General features: G+C 67.2%; 12 protein-coding genes. 6 read left to right on the top strand and 6 right to left on the bottom strand.

The genetic code is table 11. From position 1 onward, the window contains the following. Positions 1–704 precede the first annotated feature (704 nt). The 5 genes from secF to queA all read right to left on the bottom strand — a co-directional run bounded on the left by secF (position 705) and on the right by queA (position 6,339). The gene (secF, locus tag BCL79_RS13920; protein ID WP_121042091.1) at positions 705–1,679 is read right to left on the bottom strand and encodes a protein translocase subunit SecF; all 975 of its coding nucleotides are present in this window, start codon (positions 1,677–1,679) and stop codon (positions 705–707) included. Positions 1,680–1,698: 19 nt separating this feature from the next. Next, positions 1,699–3,552 carry a protein translocase subunit SecD gene (secD, locus tag BCL79_RS13915; RefSeq protein ID WP_121042089.1) on the bottom strand — a complete coding sequence of 618 codons (1,854 nt, stop codon included), beginning with the start codon at positions 3,550–3,552 and terminating at the stop codon, positions 1,699–1,701. 58 nt (positions 3,553–3,610) lie between these two features. Then, positions 3,611–3,955, bottom strand: coding sequence for a preprotein translocase subunit YajC (yajC, locus tag BCL79_RS13910; protein ID WP_121042087.1), 345 nt, complete (start codon positions 3,953–3,955; stop codon positions 3,611–3,613). A gap of 154 nt (positions 3,956–4,109) precedes the next feature. Further along, on the bottom strand, positions 4,110–5,240 hold the full coding sequence (gene tgt, locus BCL79_RS13905; RefSeq protein WP_121042085.1) for a tRNA guanosine(34) transglycosylase Tgt: 1,131 nt from the start codon (positions 5,238–5,240) through the stop codon (positions 4,110–4,112). Positions 5,241–5,307: 67 nt separating this feature from the next. After that, positions 5,308–6,339 carry a tRNA preQ1(34) S-adenosylmethionine ribosyltransferase-isomerase QueA gene (gene queA / locus BCL79_RS13900; RefSeq protein ID WP_121042083.1) on the bottom strand — a complete coding sequence of 344 codons (1,032 nt, stop codon included), beginning with the start codon at positions 6,337–6,339 and terminating at the stop codon, positions 5,308–5,310. 247 nt (positions 6,340–6,586) lie between these two features. Here queA and BCL79_RS13895 point away from each other — a divergent pair, with 247 nt between their 5' ends. Beyond that, on the top strand, positions 6,587–8,083 hold the full coding sequence (locus tag BCL79_RS13895) for an aminotransferase class III-fold pyridoxal phosphate-dependent enzyme (protein ID WP_121042081.1): 1,497 nt from the start codon (positions 6,587–6,589) through the stop codon (positions 8,081–8,083). 281 nt (positions 8,084–8,364) lie between these two features. Continuing rightward, positions 8,365–8,958: a TIGR00730 family Rossman fold protein gene (locus tag BCL79_RS13890; protein WP_019183145.1), complete on the top strand. Its 594-nt coding sequence runs from the start codon at positions 8,365–8,367 to the stop codon at positions 8,956–8,958. A 21-nt stretch (positions 8,959–8,979) separates the two neighbouring features. Here BCL79_RS13890 and BCL79_RS13885 read toward each other — a convergent pair whose 3' ends face one another. Continuing rightward, the gene (locus tag BCL79_RS13885; protein WP_121042079.1) at positions 8,980–11,841 is read right to left on the bottom strand and encodes a bifunctional diguanylate cyclase/phosphodiesterase; all 2,862 of its coding nucleotides are present in this window, start codon (positions 11,839–11,841) and stop codon (positions 8,980–8,982) included. A gap of 224 nt (positions 11,842–12,065) precedes the next feature. Between BCL79_RS13885 and BCL79_RS13880 the strand changes: the two genes are divergently transcribed. Genes BCL79_RS13880 through BCL79_RS13865 form a run of 4 tightly spaced genes read left to right on the top strand, consistent with a single transcriptional unit; the run spans position 12,066 to position 16,009 of the window. Beyond that, a complete protein-coding gene (locus BCL79_RS13880) occupies positions 12,066–12,620 on the top strand; it encodes an RNA polymerase sigma factor (RefSeq protein WP_121042227.1) in 555 nt (184 codons plus the stop codon). After that, a complete protein-coding gene (locus BCL79_RS13875) occupies positions 12,617–13,597 on the top strand; it encodes a hypothetical protein (RefSeq protein WP_121042077.1) in 981 nt (326 codons plus the stop codon). The genes BCL79_RS13880 and BCL79_RS13875 overlap by 4 nt, the downstream gene beginning before the upstream one ends. Before the next feature lie 44 nt (positions 13,598–13,641). After that, positions 13,642–14,250, top strand: coding sequence for an IMPACT family protein (locus BCL79_RS13870; protein ID WP_121042075.1), 609 nt, complete (start codon positions 13,642–13,644; stop codon positions 14,248–14,250). Beyond that, positions 14,243–16,009, top strand: a complete 1,767-nt coding sequence (locus tag BCL79_RS13865; protein ID WP_121042073.1) for an ABC transporter transmembrane domain-containing protein — start codon at positions 14,243–14,245, stop codon at positions 16,007–16,009. The genes BCL79_RS13870 and BCL79_RS13865 overlap by 8 nt, the downstream gene beginning before the upstream one ends. Positions 16,010–16,020: the final 11 nt, after the last annotated feature.

The raw sequence follows: 16,020 nt of genomic DNA, 5'->3' as shown, positions 1-16,020 counted from the left end.
CGGGGGTGTATGGCGCCGTGTTGTTCCCTGTAGGCCTGGGACCGGTGAGGGCAGACCGGGACGCGCCGTGAATCCGTCCCTGGAGGCTCGACACCCGCATCCCTGCGGGTGACGGTCCCGCCCTGCCCTCACCGGCCCCTGCCTGACACACGGCCGCTGCGGACGGGAGAGCCGCCACGCATGGCGTGGCTCTACACGGAACACCTGGCGTTATGACGAGTGCATTGGATGCTGAATCCTGGAGATTGGCCGACTGTCGCCGAACCAGGATCGCGCGTGTAGAGAGCCACCAACGCCAAGACCGATGCTTGCCCCGCGTAGATCCACGCCAGCGCGGGTGCCGTTGCTTTGCTTTGCGTGACTTTGCGTGGCTTTGCCTTGCTTCGCTCTGCCCTACCAACCGCCATCCAGCCCCCTGTCTGGAGGGTGACGGATAGCGCTGTGCAGGACCGTTGGAGCGCCATGGATGGCGCTCACGAGCCCCCAAGGATGGGTTTACGGCGGGTCCAGCACAGCGCTATCCGTCGCCCTCCAACAGTGAGCATCCAAGGCGCCGCCCTGGCTCTGGCTCTGGCTCTGGCTCTCGCTTCGGCTGCGGCTCTGGCTCTGGCTCTCGCTTCGGCTGCGGCTCTGGCTCTGGCCCTGAACAAAAAGAAAGGCCGCGCAATGCGCGGCCTTTCAGATGTTTCAAACCACCAGCAACCTTACGGACGACGCTCCAACGCTTCCACGTCCTTGGCCTTCGGCAGCAGATCCTGCTTGGTCACCGCCAGCGCGCCCATGGTCAGCAGCGGGCAGGCAATGAAGATCGACGACAGCGTACCGATCACCGCACCGATCATCTGGCTCAGCGCCAGCCCTTCCAGCGAACCACCGCCGTACAGATACAGCGCCAGCACCGACAGGAAGAACACCAGCGAAGTGATGATCGTGCGCGACAGCGTCTGGTTGATCGAACGGTTCATCACTTCCAGCGGCTCCACACGCAGGCTGCGGAAGTTCTCACGCACACGGTCGAACACCACGATGGTGTCGTTGATCGAGAAGCCCATCACCGACAGCAGGCCGGCCAGCACGGTCAGATCGAACTCACGGCCACTCAGCGAGAAGTAACCCGCCACCACCAGCACGTCGAACAGCGTGGTGATGATCGCCACCATCGCGAACTTCCACTCGAAGCGGAAACCGATGTAGATCAGGAAGCCGATCAGCACGAACAGCGCCGCGTACAGGCCGTTCAGCGCCAGCTCCTTACCGACCTGCGGGCCGACGAACTCGGCACCCACGATGGCGGCCTGGTTGCCCTCCATCGAGATCGCCTTCTGCACGGCTTCGGCGGTGCGGTTGTTGGCCTCACCGGCGTTCTCGCCTTCGGCCATCTCCTGCGGCTGCAGACGGATCAGCAGATTGCTGCCGCTGCCGAAGCTCTGCACCTGGGCACCGGCATAACCGGCACCTTCCAGATGCTCGCGCACGGCATCGACGTCAGCGGGCTTGTCGAAGCGGACTTCGACCACGGTGCCGCCGGTGAAGTCCAGCGCGTAGTTGAAGCCCTTGAAGGCAATGCAGCCGATGGCGGCAATGAACACCAGCGCCGCCAGACCGATGGCCACCCAGCGGGTGCGCATGAAGTCGAACTTGGTGTCGTTCGGGATCAGATGCAACGGGAAAAGTTTCATGGTTTCTATTCGCTTCCCGTCAGATGGCCAGGGTCTTGAGCTTCTTGCGGCGGCTGTAGACCAGCACGGCAAGGGCACGCGAGACGGTAATTGCAGTGAACATGGAGGCCAGGATGCCGACGATCATGGTCACGGCGAAGCCCTTCAACGGACCGGTACCGAACGCATACAACGCCACACCCGCCAGGATGCCGGTGAGGTTGGCGTCCAGGATGGTCCCGGAAGCCTTCTCGTAACCGGCCACGATGGCCGTCTTGGGTGGCATGCCGGCCCGCAGCTCTTCACGGATACGTTCGTTGATCAGCACGTTGGCGTCGACCGACAGGCCGATCGACAGCGCCAGACCGGCGAAGCCGGGCAGCGTCATCGTCGCACTGAACAGCGACATCACCGCCACCACGATCAGCAGGTTGAACAGCATGGCCACCGAGGTGATCACGCCGAACATGCGGTAGTACACGGTGAAGAAGATCAGGGTGAACAGGAACGCGAAGCCGACCGCGGTCACGCCGCGCTCGACGTTCTCCGCACCCAGGCTCGGGCCGACGATGCGTTCTTCAACGAAGTCCATCGGTGCAGCCAGCGAACCGGATTTCAGCAGTTTGGCCAGATTTTCCGCCTCGGTCTTCTCAAGGCCGGTGGTCTGGAAGTTCTTGCCGAACACGCCGTTGATATTGGCGACCGAGATCACTTCTTCCTTGACGCGGAAGCTGCGCACTTCCTTGCCATCGACCACGTTCACGGTCGGGATGCGCTCGGTGTAGACCACCGCCATCGGCTTGTTGACGTTGGCGCTGGTGAAATCGAACATGCGCTGGCCGCCGACATTGTTCAGCGTCACGCTCACCGCCGCGGCGCCGTTCTGGTCGGTGGTGGCCTGTGCGGCGACCATCTGGTCACCGGTCACGATCACGCGCTTGTTGAGCAGGATCGGGCCGCGATTGTCACGCTGCTGGTAGACCTTGGCCTCCGGCGGAATGCGGCCACTGGTGATCGCGTCCTGGGCATTGCCCTCGACCACGGCGCGGTATTCCAGCGTCGCGGTGGCACCGATCATGCGCTTGGCTTCGGCGGTGTCCTGCACACCCGGCAGCTGCACGACCACACGGTCGGCACCCTGACGCTGGATGATCGGCTCGGAAACACCGAGCTGATTGACACGGTTGCGCAGCGTGTTGACGTTCTGCTCGATGGCGCCGTTGGCGATCGCGGTCAGTTCGGCCTCCGGCATGCTCACGGTGATGCGGTTGCCCGCCACCTCGTAGCCCAGCGTCGGCTGCGCCTTGACCATCACTTCGCGGGCACGCGCGGCGGCATCGGCACCGGCGGACGGGCTGATGCTCGCCACGATGGTGTTGTCGCCACGGCGTTCGACCGACTGGTAGGCGATGCGGGCATCGCGCAGGCTGGTGCGCACGTCTTCGGCGTAGGCGTCCAGACGCTTGTCCAGTGCGGCCTTCTGGTCGACCTGCAGCACGAAGTGCACGCCGCCCTGCAGATCCAGGCCCAGCACCATCGGCTTGGCGCCGAGGTCGCTCAGCCACTCCGGCACGGTGGAGGCAAGGTTCAGGGCAACCACGTAGTCCTCGCCCATCTCGTCGCGCAGGGCGTCGTTGGCGGCGGTCTGCGCCTGCAGCGTCGGCAGGCGCACGATCAGGCTGTCGCCTTCCTTGGCCACCGACAACGGCTCCACGCCGGCCTGCTTGAGGTCACCCAGCACGCGGTCGCGCAGGGCGTCGTCGATCTGCCCGCCACGATTGGCGGTGATCTGCACGGCAGGGTCCTTCTGGTAGATGTTGGGCAGTGCGTACAACGCACTGACCGCCAGCACGATCAGGATGAGGAAATACTTCCAGCGTGGAAATTCGAGCATTGCTTGGGTCCCGCGCGGTGCCCGTCCCGGCACCGCGGTTGAACGGAAAGGAGGTGGATCAGTTGGCCGACTTCAGCGTGCCGGTCGGCAGCACATTGCCCACGGCGCCCTTCTGCACGCGGATGCGCACGTTCTCGGCCACTTCGATGGTGATGAAGTTGTCGCCGATGTCGGTGACCACGCCGGCGATGCCGCCGTTGGTCAGCACTTCATCACCGCGCTTGACCTTCTCCAGCATGGCCTTGTGTTCTTTCTGGCGCTTCATCTGCGGGCGGATCATCAGGAAGTACATGATCGCGATCAGGATGATCGGGAACAGCAGGGTGGTCAGGCCCATGCCCTGCGACTGGCCACCGGCGGCCTGGGCGTTGGCGGTGGGAATGAGGAAGGCGAGCAGGTTCATAGTGTGTCCTTGGGTTGGGAGGCGCCCTGCCCCTTGAAGGGTCAGGGAGTCGCCGCGAAACGGGGGTCAGCCTCGAAGTATGCCATGGCCCCGGGAGTTCGTCCTTGGGCCGTTTGGCAGGGTCGGCGCGCCGGATCGGCCGGCGGGGGTCACTTTACAGCGCAGGCGTGACCGCTCCACGAGCCGCGTAGAAAGACTCGCGGAAGGCGGTAAAGGTTCCCGCCGCGATCGCGGCACGCATGTCGGCCATCAACGTCTCGTAGTAATAGAGGTTGTGGATGGTGCCCAGCATCGGTGCCAGCATCTCGTTGCAGCGGTCCAGATGGCGCAGGTAGGAGCGCGTGTAGCCGCTGGTGCAGGCATGGCAGCCGCAGCCCGGCTCGATGGTGTCCATGTCGCGCTCGTAGCGGGCGTTGCGGATGCGCACCGTGCCGAACGAGGTGAAATAGTGGCCATTGCGGGCATTGCGGGTCGGCATCACGCAATCGAACATGTCCACGCCGCGGGCGACGCCTTCGACCAGGTCCTCCGGGCGGCCGACGCCCATCAGGTAGCGCGGCCGGTCGGCCGGCAGGATCGGGTGCATATGGTCGAGCATGGCGTTGCGTTCGTGCTCGGGCTCGCCCACGGCCAGGCCGCCGATGGCGTAGCCGTCGAAGCCGATCTGCTGCAGGCCCTCGGCCGAGCGGCTGCGCAGGTCGTGATGGACGCCGCCCTGGACGATGCCGAACAGCGCCGCGTCGTTGCCCAGTTCATCGTGCGCGTTGCGGCTGCGCTGCGCCCAGCGCAGGCTCAGCTCCATCGAGGTGCGTGCGACCGGCTCGGTGGCCGGGTACGGGGTGCACTCGTCGAAGATCATCACCACGTCCGAATCGAGCACCTTCTGGATGCGCATGCTCTCTTCAGGGCCCAGGAACACGCGGGCGCCGTCGGTCGGCGAGGAAAAGGTCACGCCCTGCTCGGTGATCTTGCGGCGGTGGGCCAGCGAGAACACCTGGAAGCCGCCGGAGTCGGTCAGGATCGGGCCGTTCCAGCGCGCGAAGCCATGCAGGCCGCCGTGGTCGGCGATCACGTCCAGGCCCGGGCGCAGGTAGAGATGGAAGGTGTTGCCCAGGATGATTTCCGCACCCAGCGCGCGGATCTGCTCCGGCAGGATGCCCTTCACCGAGCCATAGGTGCCCACCGGCATGAAGGCCGGGGTTTCCACGGTCCCGCGCGGGAAGGTCAGGCGGCCGCGGCGGGCGCGACCGTCGGTGGTCTGGAGCTGGAACTGGAGTCGGGACATGGAGCGGTCATTCGGGCAGATAGTCTGCCATTGTCGCCGAAAACGGCCGCGCCTGCCCCGCTCTCTCTCACTCCCCCTGCGGGAACAGCAGCATCGCATCGCCATAGCTGAAGAAGCGGTACTTTTCCGCGATCGCGGCCTGGTAGGCCTCGATCACCCGGGCCTGGCCGGCAAACGCCGAGATCATCATCAGCAGCGTGCTTTCCGGCAGATGGAAGTTGGTCACCATCGCGTCCACGCTGCGGATCCGGTAGCCCGGGGTGATGAAGATCTGGGTTTCCCCGGCGTAGGGCAGCAGTTCGCCGTCGCGCATGGCGCTTTCCAGCGCACGCACCACGGTGGTCCCGACGCCGATCACCCGGCCGCCCGCAGCCCGGGTGCGGCGCACCTGCTGGACCAGCTCGGCGCCGACGTTCAGCCACTCACGGTGCATCACGTGTTCTTTCAGATCGTCCACGCGGACCGGCTGGAAGGTGCCCGCGCCCACGTGCAGGGTCACGTGGCCGAAATCCACGCCCTTGTCCTTCAACGTGGCCAGCAGGGCCTCATCGAAGTGCAGGCCGGCGGTCGGGGCGGCCACTGCGCCGATCTCGCGCGCGAACACAGTCTGGTAGCGTTCGCGGTCGTCCATACCCGGCTCGCGCTGGATGTAGGGCGGCAGCGGCAGCCGACCCGCGTGCAGCAGCCATTGCTCCAGCGCCTCGGGCACGTGGAACTGCAGCACGTAGAACTCGCCATCGCGGCCCAGCACCTCGGCCTCGCCACCGGCGTCGAGCGCGATGCGGCTGCCCGGCTTGGGCGACTTGCTGGCGCCAACCTGCGCGCGGGCCTGCTGGCCACCGAGCAGGCGCTCGATCAGGATCTCGACACGGCCGCCGCTGGCCTTCTGGCCGAACAGACGCGCCGGGATCACCCGGGTGTCGTTGAAGACCAGCAGGTCGCCGGGCTGCAGCAGGTCGGGCAGATCGCGCACCTGGCGGTGATCAAACGCGGCCGGGGCCGGCGGCACCACCATCAGGCGGCTGGCCGAGCGCTCGGCGAGCGGAGCCTGGGCAATCAGTTCAGGCGGCAGGTCGTAGTTGAAATCGGACTTCTTCAAGGGAGCGCACGGCAACGTGTAGGCAATGTCGGCCATTGTACGACTGGCCCTCGGTGGCAACGAAGGATTCGCCAAACGTCGCGCAAAATGCTGCTTTGCAACAGTTTTTGACGGGGTTATCGCGCGAAAAACCGCGTGCTAGCATCGAGCCGGAAGTCTGATGCACGAGCAGGAATGCCCGAAGCGCGCGCGAATAGACGCGCGTTTTGCTTTTCCGCCGTGCCGCCATCGTTTCAGGAGATCTGCAATGAGCTTCATCGAACGTCTCGCCCCGCTCCGCGCCCAGCCCGGCACCCGCCTCACCTCCGGCCTGGATGACGCCACCCTCGAACGCCTGGCCGCCGGCCACCCCGCCCTGGTCGCCGCCATCGACGCCGCCGCCGTTGAATTCGAGCGCGTGCGCGCCGATCTTGGCGGCCTGCTGGCACTGGACGAGCGCGCCCAGATCGATGCGATGCAGGAGGGCTTCGTCAATTTCTATGCCGATGATGCGGTCACCCCGTACGTTGCCCTCGCCGCCCGTGGCGCATGGGTGGTCACCCTGAAGGGCGCGGTGCTGTACGACGCCGGCGGCTACGGCATGCTCGGCTTCGGCCATACCCCCGAGGCGGTGATGGAGGCCATGGCGGCCCCGCAGGTCATGGCCAATGTGATGACGCCCAGCCTGTCCCAGCAGCGCTTCATCCAAGCCCTGCGCAAGGAGATCGGCCACCGCCGCGGCGGCTGCCCGTACAGCCACTTCATGTGCCTGAATTCGGGCTCCGAAGCGGTCGGGCTGGCTGCCCGCATCGCCGACGTCAACGCCAAGCTGCAGACCGATCCGGGCGCCCGCCACGCCGGTGCGAAAATCAAGCGCGTGGTGGTCAAGGGCAGTTTCCACGGCCGCACCGACCGCCCGGGCCTGTATTCCGACTCCAGTCGCAAGACCTACATGCAGCACCTGGCCAGCTACCGCGGCGAGGACACGGTCATCGCGATCGCGCCCTATGATGAAGTGGCGCTCAAGCGCGTGTTCGCCGAGGCCGAACAGAACCACTGGTTCATCGAAGCGGTGTTCCTGGAGCCGGTGATGGGCGAAGGCGACCCCGGCCGCTCGGTGCCGCCCGCGTTCTATGCGCTGGCCCGCGAACTGACCCGCCAGCACGGCAGCCTGCTGCTGCTGGACTCGATCCAGGCCGGCCTGCGCGCGCACGGCGTGCTGTCGATCGTGGATTACCCGGGCTTTGAAGGCCTGGACGTGCCGGACATGGAAACCTACTCCAAGGCGCTCAATGCGGCGCAGTTCCCGCTCTCCGTGCTGGCCGTGACCGAGCACGCCGCGCAGCTGTATCGCAAGGGCATCTACGGCAACACCATGACCTCCAACCCGCGGGCGCTGGACGTGGCCTGCGCCACACTGTCGCTGCTGACCCCGCAGGTGCGCGAGAACATCCGCGTGCGCGGTGAGGAAGCCGTGCGCAAGCTGGAACAGCTCAAGACCGAGCTGGGCGGGCTGATCACCAAGGTCCAGGGCACCGGCCTGCTGTTCTCCTGCGAGCTGGCCCCGCAGTTCAAGTGCTACGGCACCGGCTCCACCGAAGAGTGGTTGCGCAACCATGGCATCAATGTGATCCATGGCGGTGAGAACTCGCTGCGCTTCACCCCGCACTTCGGCATGGACGGCGAGGAGCTGGACCTGCTGGTCGGCCTGGTCGGCCGCGCGTTGAAGGAAGGTCCGCGCCGGGAGCAGTCGCAGGCGGCCTGAGGCCGGCTTCCTTGCGGGTGTGAACCCGCAGGGGGTCGCCGACCGACGGTACGAGAAACGGCAGGCGACCAACGGCCGGCTCTGCCCCGGTGCGCCATCCCGGTGGAGCCGACCGTTGCTCGGCCGTCGTCACCGATGGCCGATTGGCCCCCGCGCCCGAAACGCGCGATAATCCGCCACCGCACCTGCGGAACGACACCCCGTCACGAGACCAGCGCACCGGTCATCGGCGGGGCTTTTTCGTTTCCGGTCGCTACAGATTCGGACAACAGGAAGATCCAATGAAGTCGATTTGCGTTTACTGTGGTTCCAACCCCGGCAGCAAGCCGGTCTACACCGAGCGCGCCATCGCGTTGGGTGACCGCATCGCCCGCGACGGCCTGCGCCTGGTCTACGGCGGCGGCAACGTCGGCCTGATGGGCACCGTGGCCAACGCCGTGCTCGCCGGCGGCGGTGAAGTCACCGGCGTGATCCCGCAGCAGCTGGCCGATTGGGAAGTGGCCCACCGCGGCCTGACCGAGCTGGAAATCGTCGGTTCGATGCACGAGCGCAAGTCGCGCATGTTCGACCTCTCCGATGCCTTCGTCGCCCTGCCCGGCGGTTTCGGCACCATGGAAGAAATCTTCGAGATGCTGACCTGGCGCCAGCTGGGCATCGGCAACAAGCCCTGTGCGTTCCTGGATGTGGACGGCTTCTATGCCCCTCTGATCGGCATGATCGATCGCATGGTCGAAGAGCGCTTCCTGCACCCGGCCCAGCGCGCGGATCTGTGGTATGGCTCGGACATCGATGAAATGCTGGCCTGGATGCGTGCCTACGAGCCGGCGCAGGCCTCCAAGTGGATCGACGAAAAGCGGGCCAACGCGCTGCGTTGATCCCTGCGGCGCCGCGACGGTTCAGGCCGTCGCGGTGGTTGCCATCGGGGCCGGCCTGCCGAGCAGATAGCCCTGGCCGTAATCGCAGCCGAGCTGCAGCAACGTGTCGTGCTGGGCCTGGGTTTCGATGCCCTCACCCACCGTTTCGATGCCCAGCGTGCGCGCCAGTGACAGCACGCCCTGCACCAGCGCATGCGTGCTCTGCATGTCCTGCCCGTGCAGGCCGGCGATGAAGGACTGGTCGATCTTCAGCGTCGAGATCGGGAACCGGTGCAGGTAGGACAACGCAGAAAAGCCGGTGCCGAAATCATCCAGCTGCACCAGCACCCCACGCTCACGCAGGGTCTGCAGGATGCGCAGTGTCCGCGGGCCGTCATCGAGCAGCGCCACCTCGGTGATCTCCAGCCGCAACCGGTGCGGATCGGCACCGGCCGCTTCGATCAGGCCGAACAGGCGCGTGCTGAAATCGGCCGAGCGGAAGTGGCGCGGCGATACGTTCACCGAGAGATAGCCACGGCCACCGCGCGCGAGCTGGGTGATCACCTGTTCGTACAGCAGCCAGTCCACCTGTTCGATCAGGCCGCTCTCTTCGCCCAGATCCAGGAACGCACTCGGCAGCAGCAGCCCGCGGCGCTCATGCTGCCAGCGCAGCAGCGCCTCGTGGCCGACCAGTTCGCCGTCGCTGAGCCGCACGATCGGCTGATAGAACGGCATGAAATCCCGGTTGATGATGGCCCGCCGCAGGTCCGCCTCCAGATCCAGGCTGCGCAGGGCCTGCTCGCGCATCGCCTCATCGAATACGGCGCAGCGATCATTGCCCTGCGCCTTGGCGCGGTACATCGCCGCATCCGCATCGCGCACCAGTTCCTCGCCGTTGCGGTAGCGCGGGTTCCACATGGCGATACCCAGGCTGCCCGAGGGGAACAGCTCGCGCCCCTTCACCCACATCGACTCTTCCAGCGCCACCAGCATCCGCTGGGAAAACTCCAGCGCCGAGGCCAGGCCATCACCGCACTGGAGCAGGATCGCGAACTCATCGCCGCCCAGCCGCGCGACCACGTCCTGCGCGGAGATCATCGAGACGATGCGCTTGGCCACCTCCACCAGCATCTGGTCACCGGCAGCATGGCCGATGCTGTCGTTGACCAGCTTGAAGCGATCCAGGTCCAGAAACAGCACGGCAAAGCCCTGGCTCTCGTTGGCGCGCGCACGCACGATCGCGTCTTCCAGCCGATCCAGCAGATGCAGGCGGTTGGGCAGCCCGGTCAGCGCGTCGTGCATGGCCTGGTGGGTGAGGCGCTGTTCGGCACGCAGGCGCTCGCCGATCTGGCCCAGCAGTCTGTCGTTGACGTCGGCCAGCTCGCGGGTGCGCTCGTCCACGCGCTGTTCCAGATCGGCATGCGCATTGCGCAGCCGCTCCTGGTCGCGCTGGCGGGACAGCCCGTTGCCGATGTTCTGTGCCACGAAGGTGAGCAGCCGCTGGTCGTGCACGGTGAACACCACCTCCGGCGAATAACTCTGCACCACGATCACACCGACCACATCGTCATCGCTCAACAACGGCACACCCAGCCAGCAGTTCGAGCGCGCGCCGAACTCGCGCACCACGCCACTGTCGCGCAGCGCATCGATGCGCTCGCGCGTGGCCAGCAGCGGTTGCCGGTTGCGCACGATGAACTCGGTCAGGCCTTCACTGAAGGGGCGCGGTGCGCGCGAGGGGTTGTACTCATCCACCGAGTACACGAACTCCAGCCCATCCCCCCTTTCATTGACCAGCGCGATATAGAAGTTGCGCGCATCCAGCAGCGTGCCCACGACCCCATGCACCTGGCCGTAGTACTGCGACAGCGATTCAGCGCTCATCGCCAGCTCGGCGATGTTGAACAGCGCCAGCTGCAGTTTTTCGGCACGGCGGCGCTCGACCACCTCCTCCTGCAGGTTGCGGTTGGCGCGCTGCAGTTCGACCGTGCGGCGCTCGACCTGGCGCTCCAGCTGCACCTGCGCCTGGCGCCGGTCCATCGCGGTCAGGATGTGCTGGGCGACATAACCCAGCAGGGTGCGGTCGGCCTCGCCATAACGCGCCCGGTGCTCGTAGCTCTGCACCACGATGGCACCACAGACCCGCCCATCGCGCAGCATCGGCACGCCCAGCCAGTCCAGGCTTTCCGGCCCACGCTCGGGGTCGTGCTCGTCATCAAGGACGGCCAGCAGCTCCCGCGAGGGCCCGCTCAATGGCTCGCCATGCCGCAGCAGCGCGAAGGTGAGGCTGCGCGGCATTTCGTGTTCTTCGTAGCTGCGATCCGGGTCAGCAACGAAATCATCTTTCTGGTCGGCGAAATACAGGAAGCGGACCCGGTGGCGGATGTCGTCGTATTCGACGATGAAACAGTTCTGCGCGTACATCAGCGAATTGAGCACGCGATGGAAGTGGCGCAGCATCTCGGCCATTTCCAGATCCGCACCGGCCAGATCGGCGATTTCATAGAGCGCCTGCTGCAGGCGTTTGGACTCCTCCAGGGAGGCGATCTCGCGGCGCTGCCTCGCCAGCAGCAGGGTGCTCTGGAACAGGGAGCGCGCCAACGCCCACCACGTGTCCGGCGGTGTCGTCCCGGCGGCCAGGGTCACCTCCAGCGTCAGGTCGGCGCCGCTGTGGCTCCAGCGCTGCTGAAACGCCATGCCGGCCGAGGCCGCCTGACGCCGCGCGGGAACAGCGTCCGCCGGCGGGGTGCGGCCCTGAGGGTGGTCCAGAGCGCCCTCGCCCAGCACCGGATCCGACCAGGCTAGCGTGATCGCCGCCCCGGCCGGCAACAGGGCGCACAACGCCGTGGCGACCGCGGCAGGGATCACCGCATCACCGTCCCGTTGCACTGAAGAGGTCACCATCTGGCTGGACACGTCGCTCGTCTCTCGGGCGCCGGCTGCCCGGCACCTCCCCTGTCCTGCGAGCATAACGCGCAGACCGGGGGGCAATGGAAGCGCTTCAACCCCATCCGGCGCTGCTGGACGTTGTTACTGCCGTGCCCCAGGTCATCGCCATGCCATCCCGCTCCGCCGCCGCGCGCGCCGTCGACTATGCGAACACCCCCGCAGCGCTTACTCTGTGCGGCGTGGACGCCCTTGCCCTGCCGACCGATGAAGCGCTGATGCTGGCCTGGGCCGGCGGCGACCTGCGTGCGTTCGAGGCGCTGTATGGCCGTCATCGCAGCCGTCTGTACAGCTTCCTGCTGCGCCAGCTGCGCGATGGCGCGCTGGCCGATGAGATGTTCCAGGATGTCTGGCAGCGCGTGATCGCCGCGCGCGCCGGCTGGCAGCCGGACGCCGCCTTCACCACCTGGCTGTTCCGGATCGCCCACAACCGCCTCAACGACCACTGGCGTGCGGCCAGGCACCGGCCTGCGGCCCCGATCGACGCCGATGAGCGGGTCGCGGCGATCGCCGATGCGCGCACCCCGGAAACGCAGCTTTCAGAGTTCGAACAACGCCGCCAGCTGCAGCTGGCAATGGAGCAGCTGCCGCCGGAGCAGCGCGAGGTCCTGCAACTGCGTCTGGAACAGGAATTGAGCCTGGAAGAGATCGCCGAGATTACCGGCGTCGGCCGTGAGACAGTCAAATCGCGACTGCGTTATGCCATGGACAAACTACGCGCGGGGTTGAGCGGATGAACCGCCCGGATTCGCTGACCCCGGAAGAACGCGAACTGGCCCGGCTGCTGGGTCGGCCGAGCGCGACCGGTCCCGCACCGGCGATCGACGAGGCCGTACTCGCGGCCGCGCGTACCGCCGTGGAAGCACCGGCTGCGGACGCTGCTACCTGGAAGCTGCCGCCGGCTGCGCCGGTGCGGGCAACGCGCCCGCGTTCGCGCCTGCCGGCGGTGTTCGGCCTCGCCGCCTCGGTGATCTTCGCGGTCGGCATCGCCTGGCAGCTCAAGCCTGAAGAACCACCCGCGCCACCGCTGGCCGAACCGGTTGCCGCACCCGTACCGGGCGCCGCCGCATCGAGCACGGCAAGGACGGAGGCTGCGCCGGCGCTGGACGCCGCACCGCCACCGGCCCCGGTCGCTGCACCGCCCGTGGTCCAGCAAGCGCGCATGGCGAAAGACACAGCGGCCGCCACCGCGCCAACCGGGGCGCCTGCGCCCGAGCATGCGCGGACGGCCGCCCCGCCCCGCCCGGAAGTGATCACGGCACCCGCGCCGCCTGTTTCCGCACCAGCGCCGGCCCCGGCCCCGGCGCCAATGATGCCGGCACCGGCACCGGAGGCGGCATCGGCGTATGCCATGGACACAAGCGAACCGGCGCTGGACAGCGTCGTGGTGACCGGCTCCACGATGGACCGCGAAGCACCACGTGCGGCGCTAAAAAGCGCAGCGCCAGCCAAACCCGCGCCCAGCGCTCCCGGCGTGATGCGCCGCGCCGCCGGGCCGATGGCGGCGCCCGCCTCGGCAGACGAGGCGGTACGTGCCCTTCACCAGGCCGTCGCTGCCGATGCCGGACTGCCGCGCAAGCAATGGCTCAAGCGCATCCGCGAGCGACGCGATGCCGGCGATGTGGATACCGCACGTGCCAGCCTGGAGCGTTATCTGCAGCAGTACCCGGAAGTGCGCATCCCGCGCGATCTCCGCCAGCTGCTCGAGAACTGACGCGGCGCGTACGGTGATCAGGCATCCCCACTAGAATGATGGGAATGCCCGATACGCTCGCCACCCCCGTCAGCCACAGCCTGGAGATCAAGCACAGCCGCTTCATCGCCCATGCCGCGCCGATCCAGAATGCGGCGGCCGCGTTGGAGTTCCTGCAGCAGGTCGCCGTCGCCGATGCCACCCACAACTGCTGGGCCTACCGCTACGGCAACGACTACCGCTCCAGCGACGATGGCGAGCCATCCGGCACCGCCGGCCGCCCGATCCTGGCCGCCATCGATGGCCAGGGCTTCGATCGGGTGATGGTGGTGGTGACACGCTGGTACGGGGGCATCAAGCTCGGTGCCGGCGGCCTGGTCCGCGCGTATGGCGGTACCGCCGCCGAGTGCCTGCGGCTGGCACCACGGCTGCCCCTGATCGCCATGGCCGAGCTGGACGTGCAGGCCGGCTTCGAGGATCTGGGCCCGCTGCATGCCGCCCTGGGCGCCCATCTGGCCGAGAAAGTGGACGAAGCGTTCACCGCCGACGGCGTGAACCTGCACCTGCGCTTGCCGGCCGATCAGGTCGAACCGTTGAAAAACCGCCTCCGCGACGCCACTCGTGATCGTGTCCGTATTGAATCCCGCATCGAACCAGGCCCATCGAATGACTGACGCACCCGTTCCGAACGACACGCCGATGCGCCGATTGGGCAGCTTGAACACCTTGTGGCCGTTCGTCCGCCGGCACGTCGGGCTGTTCAGTGCCTGGCTGGTGGCCTTGGCGGTGTCCTCGGTGGCCACCCTGAGCCTGCCGGTCGCGGTGCGCCAGATGATCGACCACGGCTTCACCAGTGGCGGCCAGATCAACAAGGCCTTCGCCCTGCTGTTCCTGGTCGCGGTGGTGCTGGCGCTGGCCACCGCCGCGCGCTTCTTCTTCGTCTCGCTGCTGGGCGAAAAGGTGGTCGCCGATCTGCGCAGCCGCCTCTACGCCCATCTGATCACGCTGGGTGCCGGCTTCCACGACCGCAGCCGCAGCGGCGAGCTGGTCTCGCGGCTGACCGCCGACAGCGAACTGCTGCGCAGCGTGATCGGCTCGACCATGTCGGTGGCCCTGCGCAGCAGCGTGACCGTGGTCGGCAGCCTGGTGATGCTGTTCGTGACCAGCCCGCATCTGGCGGCGTGGTCGCTGGTCGGCATTCCGCTGGCGGTATTGCCGATCATCATCGGCGCCCGCCGCCTGCGCAATATCGCGCGCGCCAGCCAGGACCGCATCGCCGATGCCAACAGCCTGGCCTCTGAAACCCTGGGGGCGGTACGCACCGTACAGGCGCACGCGCGTGAGCCGTATGAGCGCGGCCGTTTCAATGCCGCGCTGGGCGATGCGATTAGTGCCGCCCGCCGCCGCATCCGCGCCCAGTCGATCGTCACCGCCAGCGCCATCGTGCTGGTGTTCGGTGCCATCGTCGGCGTGCTGTGGCTGGGCGCGCACGAGGTGATCGACGGCAACATGAGCGCCGGTACGCTGGGTCAGTTCGTGCTGTATGCGCTGATCGGCGGCGGTTCGGTCGGTGCGCTGGCCGAGGTCTGGAACGAGCTGCAGCGTGCGTCGGGCGGCATGGGCCGCATTGCCGAGCTGCTGCAGGAAGACGTGGAGATCACCGCCCCGGCCCATCCCACCCCGTTGCCGCAGCCACTGCGCGGCGAGATCCGTTTCGAGGATGTGGTGTTCCACTACCCGCAGCGCCCGGATACCGCTGCGCTGGACCATGTGGATCTGCACGTGCGCCCGGGTGAAACGGTCGCGCTGGTCGGCCCGTCCGGCGCCGGCAAGAGCACCATCCTGTCGATGCTGCTGCGCTTCCACGATCCCGCGGCCGGTCGCATCCTGGTCGATGGCGTGGACCTGCGCGAGGTCGATCCGGCGCAGCTGCGCGAACAGCTGGCGCTGGTGCCGCAGCAGCCCACCCTGTTTGCCAGCAGTGCGTTCGAGAACATCCGCTACGGGCGCCTGGAGGCGACCGATGAGGAGGTGCAGCGCGCGGCCGAAGCCGCCGAGGCCGATGAGTTCCTGCAGGCACTGCCCGAAGGCTATGCCAGCGAGCTGGGCGAGCGCGGTGCGCGCCTCTCCGGTGGCCAGCAGCAGCGCATCGCGATCGCCCGCGCCCTGCTCAAGGACGCCCCGATCCTGCTGCTCGACGAAGCCACCAGCGCCTTGGATGCACAGAGCGAGCGCGCCGTACAGCAGGCGCTGGAGCGGTTGATGGCCGGCCGCACCACGCTGGTGATCGCGCACCGCCTGGCCACCGTGCTCAAGGCCGACCGCATTGTGGTCATGGACCACGGCCGCATCGTCGCCCAGGGCACGCATGCCGAGCTGCTGGCCGAGGGCGGTCTCTACGCCGAACTGGCGCGCCTGCAATTCATCGATTGATGACGGGCCGG

Source organism: Stenotrophomonas rhizophila (genome assembly GCF_003651185.1).
GTDB classification, from domain to species: Bacteria; Pseudomonadota; Gammaproteobacteria; order Xanthomonadales; family Xanthomonadaceae; genus Stenotrophomonas; species Stenotrophomonas maltophilia_Z.
The sequence above is the reverse complement of the archived record's forward strand: the minus strand, read 5'-3'. Positions and strand labels throughout refer to the sequence as shown.